General features: G+C 33.3%; 16 protein-coding genes. 5 read left to right on the top strand and 11 right to left on the bottom strand.

The genetic code is table 11. From position 1 onward, the window contains the following. Nucleotides 1-21 precede the first annotated feature (21 nt). Entirely contained in the window at nt 22-1,797 is a 1,776-nt protein-coding gene (locus FLAPXU55_RS14840; protein ID WP_180858701.1) for a glycoside hydrolase family 9 protein, read from the bottom strand. Nucleotides 1,798-2,094: 297 nt separating this feature from the next. On the opposite strand from FLAPXU55_RS14840, the gene FLAPXU55_RS14835 reads away from it, so the two are divergent. Next, nucleotides 2,095-3,198, top strand: coding sequence for a fatty acid desaturase family protein (locus FLAPXU55_RS14835; protein ID WP_180858699.1), 1,104 nt, complete (start codon nt 2,095-2,097; stop codon nt 3,196-3,198). 312 nt (nt 3,199-3,510) lie between these two features. Beyond that, nucleotides 3,511-5,787 (top strand): polyprenyl synthetase family protein, encoded by a 2,277-nt coding sequence (locus FLAPXU55_RS14830; RefSeq protein WP_180858697.1) that lies wholly within the window; start codon nt 3,511-3,513, stop codon nt 5,785-5,787. Nucleotides 5,788-5,820: 33 nt separating this feature from the next. Here the strand turns inward: FLAPXU55_RS14830 and FLAPXU55_RS14825 are convergent, their stop codons facing one another. After that, a complete protein-coding gene (locus FLAPXU55_RS14825) occupies nt 5,821-6,402 on the bottom strand; it encodes a hypothetical protein (protein WP_180858695.1) in 582 nt (193 codons plus the stop codon). Between the two features lie 89 nt (nt 6,403-6,491). Continuing rightward, nucleotides 6,492-8,243 carry a CocE/NonD family hydrolase gene (locus FLAPXU55_RS14820; RefSeq protein ID WP_235992058.1) on the bottom strand — a complete coding sequence of 584 codons (1,752 nt, stop codon included), beginning with the start codon at nt 8,241-8,243 and terminating at the stop codon, nt 6,492-6,494. Between the two features lie 76 nt (nt 8,244-8,319). Here FLAPXU55_RS14820 and FLAPXU55_RS14815 point away from each other — a divergent pair, with 76 nt between their 5' ends. Continuing rightward, entirely contained in the window at nt 8,320-8,973 is a 654-nt protein-coding gene (locus FLAPXU55_RS14815) for a M15 family metallopeptidase (protein WP_053470196.1), read from the top strand. On the opposite strand, the gene FLAPXU55_RS14810 is transcribed toward FLAPXU55_RS14815, so the two are convergent. The 8 genes from FLAPXU55_RS14810 to tsaD all read right to left on the bottom strand — a co-directional run bounded on the left by FLAPXU55_RS14810 (nt 8,974) and on the right by tsaD (nt 16,292). Next, nucleotides 8,974-9,540 carry a hypothetical protein gene (locus FLAPXU55_RS14810; RefSeq protein ID WP_180858693.1) on the bottom strand — a complete coding sequence of 189 codons (567 nt, stop codon included), beginning with the start codon at nt 9,538-9,540 and terminating at the stop codon, nt 8,974-8,976. An 8-nt stretch (nt 9,541-9,548) separates the two neighbouring features. Further along, nucleotides 9,549-10,730 (bottom strand): THUMP-like domain-containing protein, encoded by a 1,182-nt coding sequence (locus FLAPXU55_RS14805; protein ID WP_180858691.1) that lies wholly within the window; start codon nt 10,728-10,730, stop codon nt 9,549-9,551. A gap of 2 nt (nt 10,731-10,732) precedes the next feature. Beyond that, entirely contained in the window at nt 10,733-11,824 is a 1,092-nt protein-coding gene (locus FLAPXU55_RS14800; RefSeq protein ID WP_180858689.1) for an AI-2E family transporter, read from the bottom strand. A 112-nt stretch (nt 11,825-11,936) separates the two neighbouring features. Further along, complete coding sequence (locus FLAPXU55_RS14795; protein ID WP_180858686.1) at nt 11,937-12,899, bottom strand: zinc metalloprotease; 963 nt, start codon at nt 12,897-12,899, stop codon at nt 11,937-11,939. 312 nt (nt 12,900-13,211) lie between these two features. Continuing rightward, nucleotides 13,212-13,706 carry a TrmH family RNA methyltransferase gene (locus tag FLAPXU55_RS14790; protein WP_180858684.1) on the bottom strand — a complete coding sequence of 165 codons (495 nt, stop codon included), beginning with the start codon at nt 13,704-13,706 and terminating at the stop codon, nt 13,212-13,214. 11 nt (nt 13,707-13,717) lie between these two features. Then, nucleotides 13,718-14,356 (bottom strand): DUF4159 domain-containing protein, encoded by a 639-nt coding sequence (locus FLAPXU55_RS14785; protein WP_180858682.1) that lies wholly within the window; start codon nt 14,354-14,356, stop codon nt 13,718-13,720. A 197-nt stretch (nt 14,357-14,553) separates the two neighbouring features. Next, a complete protein-coding gene (locus tag FLAPXU55_RS14780; RefSeq protein ID WP_180858680.1) occupies nt 14,554-15,267 on the bottom strand; it encodes a 16S rRNA (uracil(1498)-N(3))-methyltransferase in 714 nt (237 codons plus the stop codon). 2 nt (nt 15,268-15,269) lie between these two features. Further along, the gene (gene tsaD / locus FLAPXU55_RS14775; RefSeq protein WP_180858678.1) at nt 15,270-16,292 is read right to left on the bottom strand and encodes a tRNA (adenosine(37)-N6)-threonylcarbamoyltransferase complex transferase subunit TsaD; all 1,023 of its coding nucleotides are present in this window, start codon (nt 16,290-16,292) and stop codon (nt 15,270-15,272) included. A gap of 206 nt (nt 16,293-16,498) precedes the next feature. Here tsaD and FLAPXU55_RS14770 point away from each other — a divergent pair, with 206 nt between their 5' ends. Together FLAPXU55_RS14770 and pfkA are read left to right on the top strand one after the other, a co-directional pair. Further along, nucleotides 16,499-20,989: a translocation/assembly module TamB domain-containing protein gene (locus FLAPXU55_RS14770; RefSeq protein WP_180858676.1), complete on the top strand. Its 4,491-nt coding sequence runs from the start codon at nt 16,499-16,501 to the stop codon at nt 20,987-20,989. Between the two features lie 311 nt (nt 20,990-21,300). Next, complete coding sequence (pfkA, locus tag FLAPXU55_RS14765; RefSeq protein ID WP_053470187.1) at nt 21,301-22,287, top strand: 6-phosphofructokinase; 987 nt, start codon at nt 21,301-21,303, stop codon at nt 22,285-22,287. Nucleotides 22,288-22,321 lie beyond the last annotated feature (34 nt).

The following is a 22,321-nucleotide window of genomic DNA, read 5'->3' as shown; positions in this document are numbered from 1 at the left end:
TTGAAGTTTTTTATCTGAATTTTATTTGTCTGCCAAAGCTGTAATAGCCTGTAAAAACCAAGCTGAATGCGGAATCCATTGTTCTGTCCAGCGCCATTCGTCATTGCCGTCAACATCCATTTTAAAATCAATTCCGGAGCCGTCTGGATTTCCTTCTTTGCCCGTAATTCCGTTAGAAATTCCGCCTTTTTCAGAACCGTGCCCGTAATTAGAATGCATGTACGGGACATTTTCTTCTCCAAATCCATATAAAAAACATACCGAATAAGGATTGCAGCCTAATATCCATGATAATTGCTGAGAAGCATATAAATCAAGCGGTTTTTTCTCTGCACCATTATTTTTTACAGCAACTATTTTTCCACCTTCAATTGCGGCTGTTGCCAGCGAAGCTAATCGGGCATTTTCTCCTTGCCACCACCAGCCGGTTTCATTATCATGCGGAATAAAAAAGCCATCTTGAACTTTACCATTAAACAAGAAACTCTGGCGTGCATAACCAAACGGATTTTCTACATTATTGGTAACGGCTAAATTATATTCTAAAGCCTTTTTGATCACATTTTTAGCCTTCTTTATTTCGTTGCTGTCATTTTCTTTTTTCAAATATCTTGTCAAAGAAACTATTGGTAAACCTGCATCTGCAGCATGCCAAAACGGACGGTTTCCGTCATTACTTCTAAACCAGCCTTGATCTGTCATTCGGTTTTCAAGATTGCGCGCCCATTTTCTGGCTTCATCTTTATAGAAATTATCATTGGTCGCACTCCATAATTCCGTTGCCGCCATTAAAGCGCAATAATCATCAATGATATTTTCTTTTCCGTCATCATCATATTTAGTATTGTTTACTAAAAGATGCGCATAAGCACGTTTAGCTCCATCTAAATATTGCTGAGAGGTAAAATCACCGTTTTTCTTCCATTGTGAAATTCTGGCTAATGAAGCAATTGCCATTCCTGCGCCTTCGCGAAAAGCACTTTGATATTCGTCTGTTGTTACACTATTGGCTTTAAGCCCAACAATTCTTCTGGCAGCAGGATTTTTATCAAAATAGCTGAAAACGATCATATAAAAATAATCCTCATTTGATAAACAGCGCATCATATAATCTGCTCCCCAAATCGCTTCGTTATCTAGGGAATCTTTTATTTTCCATTGTGTCAACTGTTTCGGAATTCTTTCTGAGGTATTAATAAGCGACCACGTTACCAAAGGCGTCTGCTGCGGAGAAACAAAATTAGCATAAGCCAAATGTGAAAAATATTTACTCACATCGCCAGATGCATCACACCATCCGCCATGAACATCTACTTTTTTAGTACTGCCGTATAAAAGCATGTTTTTGTCAGCTTCCAGTTCTTCGGGCGTATTGGCTCTTTGTTTATTGTAATAATGTACAATTGAAGAAATAACTCGTTTTGCCAATATATTTTCTTCTATAGAAAAACTCGCCGAAGTATAAATTTGATCTGCAACTTTAAAAGTAATTTTATACGTTCCGGGTTTTTGAAAAGAAGAGAAATCAGCTTTATAAAATTTTTCACCAAGCTTCCAGTCGTCCACATCTTGTGGTTTCCCAATTAATGCAGTAAATACGGTTTTATGAGTTTTAGTATCAACAACATCAAAAGATGCATTTTCACTAAGATTACTGGGATATGCTATAATGGCTATTTTGGGGCTTTTGGGATCAAAACCAACCTGATTTACATAAATTCTGGTATTACTATATGCCATTACAGAAAGAAACAGCACTATTATGAGATATCTTAGTTGTTGACGGAGTTTTAGCATAGTTTATTTTTTATAAAGCAAAATACAAAAAAGTGAAAGTTTATACTACTTTTCTATTCGCCTAAATTTCATTAAAAAATCAAGAATAATTTGAGGAACTTATTTTTACTGCGATTATAAGTAAAATCAAGATAAAAGTGATGTGTATTTGATGTGCTTTTTATGGCAAAACAAAAAAGTAAGAAACAATTTCTCTTGAGAAGTTTTAATAATTTATTTTGTTTGTAATGTTTTGAATTCGTGTGTTTTAACTTTTTTTTATTAAATTTGATATGACAATTTCTAGCAATAGTGATTATGGAAAAATTAAAACGCCCGGTTTATCTTAGAGCTGGTACTGATGATTTTTTTAGAAAAATGCGCAACGAAGTCACCGAAACGGTATTGCAAAATTCATCATTGTACCTTTTAAATGTTATAAAGTCTTTAGGTCTTTTGGTTTTGTTTTTTTTATTTTATGGCTGTATTTTATTTTTTGGAAACAGCACACCTTTACTTTTCCTTTTTTACATTTTGTGTGGTTTTACCATGATTGTGCTTTTTATAAATGCCTTTCATGATGCTGCACACGGAGCGTTATTTAAAAAAGCAAAACACAACGAATGGTTCTTGTATGTTTTAGAACTTTTCGGCAGCAATCACTGGCTCTGGATGCGTCGCCATATCAATCTGCATCATGCTTATCCAAACGTTCCCGATTGGGATATTGATATCAAACAAAGTGATATTATCAGGATTTTTCCAAACAGTCCGGTGCTTAAATATCATAAATACCAGCACATTTATATGTGGTTTATTTATCCGCTTTACAGTTTAAACTGGATTTATATTCGGGATTTTAAAGATTTTTTTGGAAAGAAAAACAATTACGTCAAAAAGATTGTAGACACCATTCCGCGAAAGCAGATCTTTATATTATTTGCAGCAAAAATTTTAAACCTGTTTTATATTCTTTTTGTTCCTATGATTTTGCTCAATCAGCCTTGGTATTTAGTTTTGGCAGGTTGGTTTTCCATGCATTTATTCGGAAGCGTTTTGGGAGTTGTAGCACTAGTTTCTACACATGTTGATGAAGACGCCAATTTTCCCGCAACAGATGAAGATGGAAATTTATCTGCTACCTGGGCTTTACATCAAATGATTGTTACAAAAGATTTTAGCACTAACAGTAAACTGGCTAATTTTTTATACGGAGGATTTACACATCATGTAGCGCATCATCTTTTTCCGGGTGTTGGACATACGTATTATCCCTACATTACGCCAATAATAATAAAATATGCCGAAGAATATAATCTTCCGTATACTTCGTATCCTTTTTATCATGCCGTGCGCTCGCACTTCAGGATGCTGAAAAATAAGGGTGTTAATGAAAATATTTTAATTACGGGAGAGATTTAAAGTTTTGATTACTTCTTACTTACAGAAATCAATAATCAATTGATTTATATTTGTTTGTTGTTAATTTTCTGTTATTCAGTAAAATACACGTAAATCTACGGGTGTAAAATCAATTTAAATACATTAACTTTATTCTTACAAAATCACGCTTTAATAAAATAGCGTTGGTTTTTTATTGCAGCTTAGTAAAAGTAAGTAGCGTTGCCTGTTTTGAGTTGTGGTACAGCATTCATTTCAATACTGTTTTCGTTATCGATAAGAATTCGAAAAGCGGGATAGAATATTGTTTTTAATAACTAATAATCTAACACAATGAAAAAAGAAACCTATGCACAACAAACAAATCTTGAAGAAATAGTTTATCATTACCCTTCGACGTGGCCTGCTGACGGACCAATAGATTTAAGCGTTCATGATCTCCCGCACCATGAATCACTGATTGAATGGTGGTATCAAAATTGCCATCTGACTTCTAAAGATGGTAAACAAATATCTTTATTTTCGTCTTTTTTTAGAGTGGCAGTAAAAGATGAAACTACAGGAAACCTAAACTATACCCATTCTGTAATCTGGTCATTGTCAGATAAAAATGAAGAGAAATATTACATGGATTCTCTTTTAGATCCAACTACACCTGCGCAAGCATTAAAAACGATCAAAAAGGCCGAAGAAAAAAATGAAGGAAGCAGATGGATTCGACGTGCACTAAAAGAAGTATATGAAAAAGGAAATACGCCGCTGCCGGACAGACTTCTTAAACAGCCTGCAAATATTGGTATAAATAATCTTTCTCTTGAATATGACGAAAACTCCTTTAAAAAAGACGAACAAGGCAATTATCATTTAAAGCTTGAAAATCCTTTAAATGAAATTGTGTGTAAACTTTCATTTATTCCCTTAACAAAACCGGTTCGACATGGAGATGATGGAGTTATAAGCGGAATAAGGAAAGAAGAAATGTTCTATTATTTTATTCCAAAGTGCGAAGTAAGTGGAGAAATTCAAATTGGTAATACGGTTTATGAAGTAGAAGGAAGCGGCTGGTACGATCATGAATTTAGCAGACCGGCGGATGAAACTTCAACATTTGAATTTAAGCATGAAATGGACTGGAACTGGATTGCACTTCAGTTAGATAATGGGTATCAGTTATCTGGTTATGATCTTTTTGACAACACAAAAAATGGGGAACACGCCGGAGGCAATATAATTATCATAGATCCTGATGGCAAAAGAACAAACGCAGAACAGTATTCATTTATACCTGAAAAGTATTGGACAAGTGCCCGAACTTTTATATCCTATCCTGTTTCCTGGAAAATAGAAATACCACAGCTTAATATTTTTCTTTCTATAACTGCAGATTTTCCCGAACAGGAATTTATTACTATTCTCTCTGCGCCCGCATTTTGGGAAGGAAGTATAAGTGCCGAAGGAAAATTTATGGATACAGAAGTTTTAGGTCAGGGTTATATCGAAAGAAACGGATTTAGTACCAAAACAAACATCGAAAGTTTTTTAAAAGCAGTAGGGGATACTACTCAGAAATCGGTAGAATCTTTAATGCCCTTAGATCCTAGTGATGAACAGTTTCACAAGTTGATTAATAGTCCTCTTGGTGTTTCTTTTTTGAGTACTGCCGATAAAGAGCAATATGTTTCATCAGTAATAAAACCTATCAGGGAAATTGTAGACCGTAGTAAAAAAGCCTGGCGGTCGTATGTGTTTTTAGCCTGTATCGATAGTGTAGGTGGAAATTCTAATCCGTTTATGGACTGGCTGGCAATGCCGGAATTGATACATACAGGATCACTAATTGTAGATGATGTACAAGACAGATCAGACACACGCAGAGGAGGCACTGCTTTGCATCATCTTTATGGAGAGGCACTGGCAATTAATGCAGGTAATGCAAGTTATTTTATTTCAGAATTATTTATGCATGAACCTAAACTTCCTGACAATATTAGGATAAAAGTTTATGAATTGTATTTTGAAATGATGCGTGCGGCACATGCAGGACAGGCAATGGATATCAGCGGGCTTCATGATCTTATGCCAGAGACTGTAAACAAAGGGAATAGTTCAACACTTGAGAATAGAATTTATACTATACACAGATTAAAAACGGCAACGCCCGCCTGTACATTAGCCAAACTGGGAGGATTAATAGGAGGTGGAAAACCAGAAGAAATAGAAGCACTCAGCAGTTTTTTAGAAGCAATTGGTGTTGCTTACCAAATAATGGATGATGTACTGAATCTTGAAGGATATGAAAATAATCTTAAAGATAAAGGAGAAGATATTACAGCAGGAAAAATAACCATGCCAGTGGCAAAATCAATGGGATTAATGCCTTTAAATCAACGCGAATATGTATGGGAAACCATTCAGACACTGCCAACGGATAGGGCAGTAATTGCATCTGTAATTCATTTATTGCAAAATTGCGGAGCCATTGAAGCGTGCAGGCAAGAAGCAGATGAACTTGTAGAAACTGCATGGAAAAAGCTTGATCAAATCCTGCCGGATTCCTTTTTTAAAGTAAGATTACGTGCCTTTGGCTGGTATGCCTTAAAAAAAGAATGATTGGTCTATTGTGTTGTAGAAAGTGGTCAAGTATTAAATTAATTCAAATATATGTTTCATATCGATATTGTTAGATTCAATTGCCAATTGTTTACCTAATGTCCAAAATTTAGTTTCCCATTCTTTCCATTCAGGAGTATTTGGATTTCTAACATTTATAAATGTGTCTATGTTATAGGCAATTATTCTAATTTCATATTGTGTTCCGTGTAGAAATGTACCATTATTGACTTCAGCTAAATTAAAGTTGAAGGATTTGATAATATCATGAGAAGGATCGGATAATTCCAGACTAAAAAAATCTTCACGCCCCTGACTGTTACTAACAAGAAATCCTTGTACTAGCTTTTCAGGATTTGAATATTCCCTGAATTTGTTTTCTTTAAATTTTATTCCAAATAAGTTTCCCCAGCCAACAAATGAGCGTGCTATATTCACAATCCAAATGTAGTCTATCTCAACTTCATTTTCACGAACTCCTTCTTCATTTCGAATAATCTGAATGCCATTTTTTAATTCTGAAAGGTTTAAATGAGCAGCAATACTTTTTTCAATTTTTTGAAAGTAAACAAGTTTTTCAAGATAAAATTCACTGCTGGTTTCTCGTTTTTGCATATTTTAATTTTGGCAGATTTTAGAAAAAAGAATTGTTTTTATTTGACTAAGTTAAGAATCTAAATGAGCATAAATACAACTAAACAATGTTATTTCAAGACCGGAATTTTTACAAAACTATCATTATACCATTTTATCTGCAAAGGCACTTTTGCATCCAGAATCGTTTCATCGCTTACTTCTTTTCCGGTTCCGTAATTTAACTGCGAAAACGGATTTTTATTTACGTTAACAGAAATCAATAAACGGCTTCCTTTGCTTAGTTGTTTACTCACAAAATGAGTATTGGTGAAGGAAATCGTTTGCATTTTATCAGGTTCTAAAAGCTGTCTTTTTTCAATATCTTTTGCATAACTCGCGCGGCCAATGTAATAGGATAAATGAAAATATTCGCCATTTGGCGTAACCTCATAAAGTGTTACGCCCAGATCCATATCTTTTTTATTGATGCTGCATTTGATTTCTCCCAAAAATGATCCGTTTACAATTAAAGCTTCTTTTAGCGGTTCGCTTATAAAAAAGTATCCATCATATTTGCTGACTTCTTTTTGAATAATCGGACTTGGATAATAATTGTTATTACTCGTTTGTCGGTCTGCGAAATCAACTTCCTGCGATAGAAATTCTTTTTTCTTAGGCTTTTGAGAATCGGCTAAATGGAAATCTCCTGATTTATTTGCTGTTAAATAAAAAGTCAGGAAATTATTGTGCATTTTTTCGAATGACGGAGCACTTTTCCATTCATTCGCGCCCATAACTTCATAATTGATTTTATCTTTTAAAATTTCAGGTTTAGTGCCATTCTTCAAAATAAAATCAAACCATTGATACGTAATTTTTTTAATATCGATTAATGCATTGGAGTCGACTTTGTAATCATTTAAAATAGCTTCGCCGCCTATTTGAGTTCCAAAATGTCCATAAGGGCCAATTACAAGATAAAAAGGCGTTTTAGGACTGTACTTTTGAAGCTCTTTCAAATAATATAAACTAGAGTTCTGAGAATCATTATAATAACCATCAAAAGCTAAAACCGGAATATTAATCTGCGAAAAATCATTTTTATAAGGTGCCATTTTCTGCCAGTAATCATCAAATGAAGGATGTTTTATCCATTTTTGAAACCATCGGTTTGGCTCACCGTCAATACTGTCTAATGTTTTATATGCTGTGCCAGCTTCCCACCATCTAAACTTTAATCCTCTAAAACGAGGCCTGTTATTATTGGTAACCGTATCAAGATATTTGTTGTTTCCCACATAAAACGCCCATTCGTAGTTTGGGTTAACAAAAACATTGTTTTCCATTGGCAATCCCATTCCGGGTCTGTTGGCAACGTAGGGAACAATTGTTTTAAGCGCCGGATGCATCTTTTTACAAGCCGCCCATTGCGTAAAACCGTTATAACTTCCGCCATACATTCCAACGCTTCCGTTACACCATTTTTGTTTGCTGATCCAGTCAATTGCGTCATATGCATCGTTAGCTTCATTTTCATACGGATCAATTTCGTTAGGGCTGAAACGCTTTCCACGAGAATAAACAATTACACCTGTATAACCGTTATCCACAGATTCTTTTATGGTTTTAAGATCTCTGCCTTTATCACGAACATAAATCGTGTATTGAAGAATTACAGGTTTTGGATCGGTATCATTCTTTTTTCGGGCAACCATTGCAGATAATATGGCACCGTCCCGTGTTGTAATCGAAACACTGTCCTGAATATCGTAATCACTTTCGTTACTTGCTAATTTTGAGGCTTTTGTCTGTTGGGCAGAAAGTCCGCAGATTGTAAAAAATAAACTCAGAAATAAAAACAATGCTTTATTATTCATCATTTGTAAGTTTTTTAGTTAAACGAATTTAATTATAAATTTATATATTTACTTTAATAATGACTCAAATTATAACTTCATGTTACATTTTATCAAATCTTCATTTTTTTTAATATGTTTTTGCTGTGGAATTTCTGCGAAAGCACAAAATGAATCGTATGCAGAACCAGTGCAGCATACCATTGAAGATACAAGTTTTGTAAACCTAAAAGATTACAGCAAAGATTTTATTTATGACATGAAATATGCCACAGAAGATAATTTCCTGAAGGCAAAAGTATATGATTGTGCAGAATGTTTCCTGCGATTAAAAACCGTAAAAGCTTTAGTCGCGGCCAATAAAGATTTTATCAAAAAAGGGTATAAAATAAAGCTGTACGATTGTTACAGACCTTTATCGATTCAGCAGAAAATGTGGGCGATTGTCTCAAATCCGGAGTATGTGGCAGATCCAAAAAAAGGCTCCATCCACAATAGAGGAGGAGCCGTAGATATTTCGTTAGTAGATGCAAACGGAAAAGAAATTGAAATGGGAACCGCTTTTGACTTTTTTGGTCCCGAAGCCGGTCACAATTACACTAAATTTTCTAAAAAAGTTTTAGCAAACCGAAAATTTCTTAAAAAAATAATGATCCAGAACGGTTTCAATTCGTTTGATTCAGAATGGTGGCATTATAATTTAAAAACAGGATTAAAAGACCCTGTTGCGAATCAAAAATGGAATTGCGAATAATTACTCAACGCATCTGATATTCTGCATGAAATACGTATTCGGTTGATACGTTTTTTTATTCATTTCAGAAACTAATTCTCTTTTTACAATATAATCTTCTGTATCCGTAAGATATTTAATTCGCATAATCAAAACAGGCGAAGTTTTTAGGTCTTCATAATTATCTTTCATAAACATAAAAATCCCTGTGTTTACACGGTTATCAAAACCTTTGTCGTCGCGAATTAAAGTTCCGCAGTTTTCCTGATTAATATGAAGGAGCGTAACAATTTTTCCGTTTTCTAATTGTAAATAAACTTTAGAATTTTTATCAAAACAATTCGCTTTTATAAAGTCTTTGCTTTTTTGAATAAGCTGTAAATTTAAAGTAGGTAAACCGTCTGTCTGCGCAAGCGAAAAGAAAACATAACTAAAAGTACCGCCAAAGTTTTTCTCACTAATCAAATATTCATTAGTTACTTTATAAGTTCCAATCGAGTCCGTTACATTGGCACTGTATTCACAAGGTTTTTGGGCAAATGCAGTAAAGGTTAATAAAAAAAGAGTTAGAGTAATTAGTTGTTTCATTTTTAGATTTAGATTATTTTTCTGCAAATTAAAACTATTTTGCTTTCATTTTTATCTGTTGTAAAAAAACAATAAATATTTCCTCCATTTTTTATTTTCCATTTCTTCCGAATGTTTTCTACAGTTTCAGGAAAGTTGCGGGTTGTAACGTTTGCCTGCTGATTTAAAAGCTCTGTTTTCATCTCATTTTTGCTGTATGAAATTACTTTCTCAATCTCAAAACGGCGTCCCGGAAAATCAATTAAATCATCAGAAGTATATAAATGGGAATGTTTATGCAGTTTATTGATTTGGAATATTGTGCTTACTTCATCAAATCCGCCTGATTTCATTATTGCAGAATTAGCTTCGTAAAGATATTTTTGTGGAAGATGATAAGTTGGAAATGAAATATCATCGCCTAAAACAAATTCAAACGTTTCTATTTTATCTTTTAAAATATTAGCCGTTTTTAAAGTTATATTGCCTAAATAGTTTTTATGAATTTCAAAAAGCAATTCTTTAACCTCATTTTCGAGTGCGATAATATGAATGTTTTTTACAAATTTCAATTCAGATAAACCAGCAGAAATATCTAACAAAGGCGCGGTTTTAATTAAAATAGAATCAGCCTTTTCAAAATAAAAATCTAAAGATTCGGGAACATTTGGCAGACAATCCTTAAGCATAAAAACTTTGCCTTTTGCATCATTTCTTCTCGAAGGATCAATGTAGATCCAATCCCATTTTTGGTTTAAATTATTTAAAACATTGGCAGAATCCTCGGCATAAAAACTGCAGTTTTCAACACCTAATTGTTTGAAGTTATGTTTTACAATTGCAGATAAATCTTCGTTTATTTCGCAATGTGCAATAGTTTTAAACTGTTTGGAAAAATAATAATCATCAACACCAAAACCTCCTGTAAGATCAATTAAACTTTCTCCCGAAATCAAAGAAGCTTTATAAGCCGCCGTTTTTTCAGAAGAAGTCTGCTCTACAGAAATTTTACTCGGATAAATAATATCTTCCGTCGAAAACCAGGTTGGTAATTTGTCTTTTGCTTTTGACTTCGCTTCAATTTGGTTTAAAATTAAAATCCAATCCACCTCAGGAAAAGGATTTTTTTGAAGCGCTAATTTTGTAATGGATTCACTGCTATTCAGTGTTATAAAATCTTGAATATTTTTACTTAAAATAGAAGTGTTCAAAGCTAAATTCTTTCGGTTAAAACAGATATAATTTTGTTATCCGGAAAAAATTCTTTTAAAATTACTTTTATCATGGTAAAAAGCGGAACTGCGATAATCATTCCCACAATTCCAAAGGTAATGCCGCTAATTAAAGTAATCAGGAATATTTCCAGCGGGTGCGAATTTACACTTTTTGATGAAATTATAGGCTGGCTGATATTATTATCGATTGCCTGAACCACTAAAAATCCAATTACAACATAAATAGTAGTTGGTAAAATTTCCGATCTAAAATCCTGACCAATTAAGCTGATCATAGTTAAAAGCGCAGCTAAAATAGTTCCAATAATCGGCCCGATATATGGAATGATATTTAAAACAGCACATAAAAACGCAATTACAAAAGCATTTTTGTTTCCAAAAATGACCAAAACAATCAGATAAAGAATAAATACAACCGTTAATTGAAGCAAAAGCCCAATAAAATAGCGGGTCAACATATGATTTATCTTGGTGATAGAATTTATGATTTTGTCTTCATTTGAATCTGGGAGTAATTTTCTGGCTGTAGATTTAAAATCATCCTGATCTTTAATAAAGAAAAAAGTAATGAAGAATACCGAAACTAATCCCATTCCCATATCAGCCATAAAGTTCAAAATCGAATTGATAAAACCGGTAAAATAACTGAAATTCAACATCGAAGTAACTTTTGAATCTCTCAATACTTTATTTAAATCAAAATGCTGGATATTAAAGTAGGTTTCAATACTTTGCTCTGTTTCCATAAATTGTGTCTGCAATTGATTCGTATCTAAAAGCGATAAATTATTGGCCTGAGAAATAATTAACGGAACAAACAAAAAGATAAAGCCAACCATTAATAAAATAAAAATTACAATGGCGGTCGTCGCGGCAAGCGAATCTTTGAATTTTAATTTATTCTTTAAAAACAAAACCAGCGGATTTGATATTAGGCATAATATCAAAGAAATACACAAGTAAACAATTACAGTTTGTATTTCGTACAGAAAGTATAAAACAATACCAATTATTAATATGGTAGCTAATGCTCTCAAGATTCCGTTAGAAATAGTTTTTGATGTTATCATATTTAAATTTTAGACTATAAAAATAGGAAAAACCTTTTAATATTCCCGCTTTAAAATAAAAAAGCGAGATGTTTCCATCTCGCTTTATAAGGTATTTTAAGACTGTCTAAAATTATGGCTGTCCAAAAGAATATCTTGCACCTCCACTTACGAAGATAGCAGCCATTCTGTTTTTCTGTCCGTTAGAGAACATATACATTCCAGCATCATCAGTGTAATCCATGTAGTTCATTGTCATTTCTACCGGAGTACCAGAACAAGTACTGTAGTGAGGATAAGCAGGAATACCATAGTTTGCAGTGTTGTGAGTAGGTGTATCTGAAACTAAATCGCTTCCGCAAGTTGCATCTCCCCAAATGTGACGTAAGTTCATCCAGTGCCCAACTTCGTGAGTACCAGTTCTTCCTAAGTTATAAGGAGCATTTGCAGAACCAGACAATCCGAAATATTTAGAATCAATTACAACTCCATCTGTAGAAGAAGCTCCTCCAGGAAATTGTGCGTAGCCTAAAATTCCGCCTCCAATAGTACAAGCCCATAAATTAAGCTTTGTAGTAGGAGAAGTTGGCGCTAAACCGCCCTGAGCCGTTTTTTTCATGGCATCATTAGTTCCCCAAGAAGTTTTAGTTGTAGATTTTCTAATAACCTGATCTAAAACAAATGAAATTCCAACATTAGCTTTAACACCTGCAAAAAGAGCCGGTACGCTGTTATAATCAGAGTTTTGTGCGTTGAAATCTTTGTTTAGAACATCAATTTGAGATTGAATTTGAGCATTTGAGATATTCTCTGCAGTTGTTCTGTACAAAACGTTTACTACAACAGGAATTTGAATTTTACCATTTACAAGTTTCCCTGTAAGTAAAGTTTTGTTTGTAAAAGCTTCAATTTCGTTCATTCTGATCGCTAAAGTTGGATCAGCTTTTAACTGAGCTTCTAAAACATCCTGAGTTGCACAAGAGCGAAGAGTTGCTTTTGCAGCAGCTGCTTCAGATCCGCTTGAGTCAGCAGTTTGATCGTTTTGACAAGAAAACAGCACTAGTGCTGTAAATGCAGTAATAATAACTTTTTTCATAATAACGGGGTTTTTTGTTATAAAATAATAGTTTTGGTTAACCAGATCGCAATTTTATAACAAAATCATTTTGTAGCCAAATTTTTATATGGAATTATTTTTGAGAAATTTCGCAATCCCTTGTATAGTCTAGTTCCTACAAAAAAGTTAAAATTATTTTTATGATGTAAATTCTTATTTATGAATATTTTAAGAGTAAAAAAACTATAATTATATTGAAATTTAACCTTTTACTAAAACGTTTATCTAAGTTTTAACGTTTTTCCTACGTATTTCTACGTTTTTTAGAAAAGTGCATTTTTATGTTAAAGACTATAAAGAAGTGATTTCGTATAACGCAATACTGGCAGCCTGCACAACATTCATACTGGAATTTTTTCCAAACATATTAATGTGCACAATTTGATCGCAGATTTTTAAAAGTTCATCTGAAATGCCATCAATTTCACTTCCAATTATAAGTGCCGTTTTTTTGTTTGGAATCGCAACTTCTCTTAGAGGTTTGCTATTGCTTGTAATTTCTAACGCAATAACTTCGAAATTGTTTTGCTGTAAATAAGTAATTAATTCTGAAGTTTCTTCTATAATTTGATGCGGTACATGAAGATGTGTACTGCGGGAAGTTTTGTTGATTTTTCTCGGCGTAAGCGGAATATCTTTTCCAAGAAAAATAATATTTTCGACACCAAAAGCCTCAGAAATTCTAAAAAGCGAACCTATGTTTTGCTGAAAATAAATATGATCGCAAACCAGAGTTATAGGAAATGTTTTTCGCTCAAATTGATTTTCTTCGTGAGTAAGCTGCACTTTTAAAAAGTTTAATTGGTAAAAATATAATTGATAATGTTAGCGCCCATTTTTAAAGCCTTGTCACGAACATTTGCCGGATCATTATGTACTTCTGGATCTTCCCAGCCGTCACCTAAATCGCATTCGTAAGTATATAATAAAACCAATTTATTCTCTACAAAAATTCCAAACGCCTGCGGACGGGTTCCGTCATGTTCGTGAATTTTTGGTAATCCGTTTGGGAACGGAAATGGTTTTTGAAAAATCGCGTGATTTGCAGGAATTTCAACTAAATTATTATTCGGGAATATTTTTTTGATTTCTTTTCGAATGTATTGATCCATTCCGTAATTATCATCAATATGAAGAAAACCGCCTCCGTATAAATAATTTCTAAGATTGGTTATGTCAGAATCGCTGAAAACAACATTTCCGTGTCCGGTCATGTGTACAAACGGATAAGAAAGTAAATCAGGATTACTTGGCTCAACTGTCGATGGTTTTGCTTTTATTCTGGTATTTATAGTAGAATTGCAAAAACGAATTAAATTAGGCAACGATGTTGGGTTTGCATACCAATCGCCGCCGCCGCTGTATTTAAGCAAAGCAATTTCCTGAGAAAAGGATGAGATTGAAAAAAGTAAAAACAGGTAAAATATTTTTTTCATGTAATTGTATGTTTTTTTTTGTCGTTTCCTTTTTTGTTATGAGTTTTTTTGTCATTTCGACGAAGGAGAAATCTCCGCAAGAAACTCCTCATAGAAATTCATCAATCTTTGTCGAGCTGCTTAAGGAGGTTTCTCCTTCGTCGAAATGACAATATTGAGTTTAATTTGATCTCTGAAACGACAAATTTAAATTATCTTTAATTAGGCACTTCATTAAAAAACACAACACTATGGCAAGCCACAACCGCCGCCGTTTCTGTTCGCAAACGTGTATTTCCTAAAGTTACCGGCTGATATTTATTTTCGATGGCCAAAGCTATTTCTTTTTCAGAGAAATCTCCTTCGGGGCCTATTAATAAAGTAACATCTTCATTTGGCTTTAAAGTTTCCTTCAAAGATTTTTTGTCGGTTTCTTCGCAATGTGCAATAAATTGTAAACCTTCGCTTTTTTGTTTCACGAATTCTTTAAAAGAAATAGCATCGTTTAATTTTGGCAGAAACATTTCATTGGATTGTTTCATTGCCGATAAAATAATCTTTTCAAAACGCTCTAAATTAATCACTTTTCTTTCAGAACGATCGCAGATTATGGGCGTAATTTCCTGAATTCCAATTTCTGTAGCTTTTTCTAAAAACCATTCAAAACGATCGTTCATTTTGGTTGGCGCAACGGCTAAATGCAGACGAAATTTTGGTTCTGGAGATTTTGTTATCGAACGAACGGCAACAATACATTTATTGTCTGAAGCCAATGTAATTTCAGTTTCAAACAATAAACCGAAACCGTTTGTAACATGCAGAATATCTGAATCTTTTTTTCGTAAAACTTTTATAATGTGTTTGCTTTCTTCTTTATCAAAAGAAAAACTTTCGGTTGTTTCGTCAATATCCGGATTGTAAAATAACTGCATAATTAAAATTGAATTCGCGCTTTAGAAACTACCGCAGAAGTTTCAAAACGACTTGATAAATATTTTTGATAACCCACAATTCCAATCATTGCGGCATTATCTGTAGTATATTCAAATTTCGGAATAAAAGTTTTCCAGCCGTATTTGGCTTCGCTTTCCTTCAAAGTAGTTCTGATTCCTGAATTTGCCGAAACTCCGCCGCCAATCGCAATTTGCTTAATTCCGGTTTCTTTGACAGCCAGTTTTAGTTTATCCATCAAAATTTCGATAATCGTATGCTGAATAGAAGCACAAATATCGTTAAGGTTTTCATCCACAAAATTTGGATTCTCCTGTTTATTCTTTTGTATAAAATATAGAATCGCTGTTTTCAATCCCGAAAAACTAAAATCTAATCCAGGTACTTTTGGTTTTGTAAACGTAAAAGCTTTCGGATTTCCTTCTTTGGCATACTTATCGATCAAAGGCCCGCCCGGATAGGGAAGTCCTAAAATTTTTGCACTCTTGTCAAAAGCTTCTCCAACGGCGTCATCAGTGGTTTCGCCAATAATTTCCATATCAAAAAAGCTGTTCACTTTTACAATCTGCGTATGTCCGCCGCTTATCGTTAAAGCCAAAAAAGGAAACTCAGGTTTATCATAGCCTTCTTCATCAATAAAATGAGCTAAAATATGAGCATGCATATGATTTACAGCGATTAACGGAATGTTTAATGCTAATGATAATGATTTACTGAAAGAACTTCCTACTAACAAAGATCCCATTAAGCCCGGACCTTGTGTAAAGGCAATGGCAGTTAGCTGTTCTTTTTGTACATTTGCTTTACGAAGTGCTGCGTCGATAACAGGAACTATATTTTGCTGATGGGCTCTCGAAGCTAATTCAGGAACCACACCGCCATATTGATTGTGAATTAATTGATTAGCCACAACATTTGAGAGAACTTTATCGTTATGTAAAACTGCGGCAGCAGTATCATCGCATGAACTTTCGATGGCTAGAATAAAAACCTCTGAATTTTGCATATAAAGGCACGAATTTTGAATTATATTTGACAAATCAAATTTTGAATTGCTTTGATTTGAAGCAGAGCCCCAAAATTAAAGAATTTTTATCAAAACAGCTGCCCTTTGTCTGTTCAAATTAAATTAAAACAAAATCTATAATAATACCAGTTATCAAAAGAGTTAAGAAAATAGTATCCAGAACCCTGATTGGCTTAATTTTACTTTTGCTGATACTTGCTATCACTCTTTCTCTGCCTGTCGTACAGACAAAAATTGCTGACTATATTACCGAAACTTTAAATACAGATTTTAAAACCAACATTAGTGTTGATAAAGTGGCCATTAATATTTTTGGCGGTGTAAAACTTAAAAAAGTCCTGATTTTAGATCATCATAAAAAAACGATGATTTATTCTGATATTATTTCTACCGATATTTTAAGCATCAAACGACTTGTCGACGGCGATTTACTTTTTGGCGATCTTCGTTTAACGGGTTTGATTTTTAATATAAAAACCTATAAAAACGAAGACGAAAACAATATTAATAAGTTTATTAAATTGTTTGAAACCAAAGAAGAAAAGAAACAATCAGGCAAGCATTTTCTTTTTACGGCCAAAAATGCTTACATAGAAAAAGGAAACTTTTCTGTTGTAGATGAAAATAAAAGAACGCCTCAGTTTTTAGATTTTAAAAAACTAAACGCTTATATCAGCGATTTTAAATTATACGGACCTGATGTAACGACTATAATTCACAGATTTTCATTTCAGGACCACCGCGGTTTGTATGTTTCTAATTTTACAGGGAAATTCAGTTATACCAAAAAAAGAATTCAGGTCGACAATTTAGCGATTAAAACCAAAAGATCTTCAATTTACGGAAAAGCAATTTTAAATTATAAACCTGGCGATTTTCTTGAATTTACAGATAAAGTTCAGTTTAATGTAGCGTTAGATTCGTCTTCAATTGCTTCAAATGACATTCGTTATTTTTATGACGGATTAGGTAAAAACCAGCATTTTAAAGTTAGGACTAAAATAAAAGGAACTTTAAATAACCTGAATTTAAATCACCTTAGACTTACGGATACAAACGGTTCGAAAATTTTTGGAACAATCAATTTTAGAAATCTTTTGGGAACAAAAGAACAGAAGTTTTCTATGGACGGAAAGTTCGATAAATTGATTTCAAGTTATGATAATCTGGTGGTTTTGCTTCCGGGTGTTTTAGGTAAAAAACTGCCGAAAGAATTAAAAAAAATTGGGAAGTTTAATATTGTTGGAAAAGCAAAAGTCTCGACAACAGATTTAGAAACCGATTTTAAAATGGCAACTGATTTAGGAAACGGTAAAGTCAATCTCCATATGAATAATATGGATTTTATTGATAAAGCTTCTTATTCAGGAAATATAGTTTTAGATAATTTTAATGTCGGCGCTTTATTAGATCGAAAAGATATAGGAAGAACAACTTTAGATGTTGATGTTGACGGTGTTGGTTTTACAGAAAAATATCTGAACACGATTGTAAAAGGAGACATTGCAAAATTAGATTACAATAAATATACATACAGCAATATTGTTGTAAATGGTAATTTCAAGCTTCCTTATTATAAAGGACAAATCTCTGTAAATGATCCAAATCTAAGCCTGACATTTGATGGTTTGGTTGATTTAAGTAAAAAAGAAAGCCGTTACGATTTTCATATCAATGTCGAAAACTCTGATTTGCGAAAACTGAAATTCATCAACGATTCTATTTCTAATTTTAAAGGTGATGCTGTTGTTCAGTTAACCGGAAATTCGATCGAGAATCTTCAGGGAAATATTTATATTAAAGATGCCGTATATCAAAACCCAAAAGCAACATATGCTTTTGATGAAGTTACGGTAAGCTCCAATTTTGATGCAGACAGACTTCGTACCATAACCATTAATTCATCGGATATTGTTGAAGGTAAAATTGTAGGTAAATTTCAATTTGCACAATTGGATAAACTGGTAATGAATTCTGTTGGAAGTTTATATACCAATTATAAACCGTTTAAAGTTAAAAAAGGACAGTTTCTGCGTTTCAACTTTCATGTATATAATAAGGTTGTCGAAATGCTGTATCCTGAAATGACAATTGATTCAAGTACAGTAGTTCGCGGAAAAATAGATTCAGATTTACAGGAATTTAAATTCGGGTTCCGATCAAAACAAATCAGCGCGGCCAAAAACACTTTTGATAATATCAGAATCAGCATTGACAATAAAAACCCGCTTTATAATGCTTTTATTGAGTTAGATAGTATCAAAACGCCATATTATAAAATACGAGATTTCAATTTAATCAATGTAACATCAAAAGATACTTTGTTTGTACGTTCTGAGTTTAAAGGCGGCGACAAAGGTCAGGATTATTTCAATCTCGATTTGTATCATACCATTGATAAAAACAAAAATAATATAGTCGGCATCAAGAAATCTGAAATGAAGTTTAAAGACTATTTATGGTATTTAAATGAAGATGCGAAAAAAGACAATCAGATTGTTTTTGATCAGTATTTTAAAAACTTCACCATCGATAATATTGTATTGTCGCATGAAAACCAGAAAATTGATTTAAACGGAGTCATTAAAGGAAAAGATTATAAAGATATTGTCCTCAATTTTGAAGATGTTGATATTAATAAGATTACACCTTTTAACTCCAAGTTTGTTTTCAACGGAAACTTAAACGGAAATATAAATTATAAGCAGAATAAAGATGTTTTTCAGCCCACGGCAAATATTGTGGTCGATCATCTTAATTTGAATAAAGTCGATCTGGGAACTTTGAATTTTGATATTTCCGGAGATCAGAGTTTTAGAAAGTTTACTATAAATTCTTCGATTGTAAATGGTTTTGCCGAATCGTTTAGGGCAAACGGAACTATTGCTGTCGAAAATAAAGAGACATTCTTAGATTTAAATTTAAAACTCGAAGGATTTAATCTGGCAACTTTAGGAACCGTTGGAGGAGATGTATTATCAAATGTACGAGGTTCTGTTTCAGGAAATGCCGCTGTTGTGGGGAATTTGAAAAAACCGGAAATCAACGGACGTTTGTATGTGGAGAAAGCCGGAATGACAATTCCGTACCTAAATGTTGATTATGCATTGAGCGACAGAACGGTTATTGACTTAACAGATGAAAAATTCCTGTTTAGAAACAATCAGTTAACCGATACAAAATTTGGAACAAAAGGATTGCTGAACGGAACAATTGAACATCATAATTTTGGAGACTGGAAATTAGATTTAACCATAACTTCAAAACGATTATTGGCGCTTGATACAAAGGACAGCGAAGATGCGGCGTATTTTGGAACAGCATTTATAAACGGAACGGCGAGTATAAAAGGCCCAACAGAAAGTTTATTTATTAAGGTTGATGCCAAATCTGAAAAAGGAACAGAGGTTAAAATCCCGATTAGTAACGTACAAAATTCGAGTGAAAGCAACTGGATTCATTTTGTAACGCCAAAAGAGAAATACAATTTATCTAAAGGTATTGTTGAGAAAACCCGAAATTATAACGGACTTGAATTAGAGTTTGATTTTGATATTACGCCAGATGCGGAGGTTGAAGTAATTCTCGACAGAAATTCCGGTCACGGTATGAAAGGAAAAGGATACGGATCATTATTATTTAAAATCAATACGCTGGGTAAATTTAATATGTGGGGAGATTTCCAGGCATACGAAGGAACGTATAACTTTAAATACGGTGGTTTAATTGATAAAAAGTTTGCGGTTAAAAAAGGGGGTTCAATTATTTGGGAAGGAAACCCAATGAAAGCCCAGCTGAATTTAGAAGCCGTTTACAAAACATCAGCAAATCCAGCGGTATTATTAGATAATTCCTCTTTCAATAAAAAAGTTCCGGTAGAAGTTGTAATTGGTTTAAGAGGAGATTTAACGAGTCCTGAACCTAATTTTGATATTCAGTTTCCATCTGTAAGTAACGTTTTAAAATCGGAGATACAATATAAGTTAGATGATAAAGATGTGCGCCAGACGCAAGCTTTGTATTTATTATCGACTGGTTCATTTATGAGTCAGGACGGATTTAATCAAAGCGATTTATCAGGAACATTTGCTGAGACGGCTGCAAGTTTATTAGGTGGTATTATAAAATCAGATAATGACCTTATTAATATAGACTTGAATTTTATATCGGCAGACAGAAGAATAGGGCAGGAAGCCGACGGACAGTTTGTAGCCAATATTTCATCGCAGATTAACGAACGAATTTCGATAAACGGAAAAGTTGGTGTTCCTGTTGGTGGAGTAAACGAATCTGCCATTGTTGGAGATATTGAAATATTGTATAGAGTAAACGAAGACGGATCAATGAACCTTCGTTTGTTTAATAAAGAAAATGACATTAATTATATAGGACAAGGAATTGGTTATACACAGGGAGTTGGTATTTCGTATGAAGTCGATTTTGATACTTTCAGCGAACTGGTCAATAAACTATTCAAAAGCCATAAACTCGAAAAAGCCATAAAAAATTCAGATGATTTTCAGGATTCTAATTTAAATCCGGATTTTGTTAATTTCAACAACAATAAAAAAGAAGCTGAAAAGAATAAAAAGAAATCAGAAAAAGAAAAAGAAGAGGAAAGTAAACCAAAACCTCAAAACAATAATGAAGGTCTGATTCCTGACAACGATTTCTAACACATTGTTAAAAAAGAGTATAAAAAAACCATTCGCCGCAACGAATGGTTTTTTTATGACTAACTTTAGCGTTTTTTAGTAATTTTTTGCTAAAGTGCTGTTCTTTATATTTTTATAACACTTCATTTAGATATTGTTATTTTTAAAGAATTAATTAAAAAATGGGGTATTTATTATTTTAAATGAAATTTTTGGTATCAAAAAACTTATTAACGAAAACGTTTGAATTTAACATATTTTACTAATTTATTATAAACAGAACCCGAAAAGTGCTGAATGTTTGCTAAATTTACAACTTTAATACTTAAATAATGTCAAAAACAATAAAAAAAGTAGGTGTTCTTACCTCAGGAGGAGACTCACCAGGAATGAATGCTGCAATACGATCTGTTGTTCGAACATGTGCTTATCATAATATAGAATGCATAGGAATTTATAGAGGGTATCAAGGAATGATAGAAGGCGATTTTAAAGAAATGGGCCCTCGAAGCGTGAATAATATTGTAAATAAAGGAGGAACGATCTTAAAATCAGCTCGTTCTGTTGACTTTAGAACACCGGAAGGAAGAAAAAAAGCGCACGAAAATCTTTTAAAAGCCGGAATTGATGCTTTAGTAGTTATTGGCGGCGACGGAAGTTTTACTGGAGGTTTAATTTTCAACTCAGAATATAATTTCCCGGTAATGGGAATTCCTGGTACAATCGATAATGATATTTATGGTACAAGTTTTACTCTGGGTTATGATACTGCTTTAAATACTGTTGTTGACTGTATTGATAAAATTAGAGATACTGCAAGTTCACATAACCGTTTATTCTTTGTAGAGGTTATGGGTAGAGATGCAGGTCACATCGCACTTAATGCCGGAATTGGTGCAGGTGCAGAAGAAATCCTTATTCCTGAAGAAGATTTAGGTCTTGACAGATTATTAGACTCTCTTCAAAAAAGTAAAGCTTCAGGAAAATCATCAAGTATAGTAGTTATTGCCGAAGGTGATAAAATTGGTAAAAACGTATTCGAATTAAAAGATTACGTTGAAGCTAATTTACCTGAATATGATGTACGTGTTTCTGTTTTAGGGCACATGCAGCGTGGTGGTTCACCATCTTGTTTTGACCGTGTTTTAGCAAGCCGTCTTGGTGTAAAAGCAGTAGAATCTTTAATTGAAGGAAAATCAAATTATATGGTTGGTCTTAAGGAAGATAAAGTTATTTTAACTCCGCTTGAGCAGGCAATTAAAGGTAAATCTGAAATTGATAGAGAATTATTGAGAGTGTCAGACATCATGTCGACATAATTATATATAATAAAGTTTAAAAGAGAAGAAGTTT

Origin of the sequence: Flavobacterium panici (assembly GCF_903819335.1) — a bacterium.
In the GTDB taxonomy this organism is placed as follows: domain Bacteria; phylum Bacteroidota; class Bacteroidia; order Flavobacteriales; family Flavobacteriaceae; genus Flavobacterium; species Flavobacterium panici.
The sequence above is the reverse complement of the archived record's forward strand: the minus strand, read 5'-3'. Positions and strand labels throughout refer to the sequence as shown.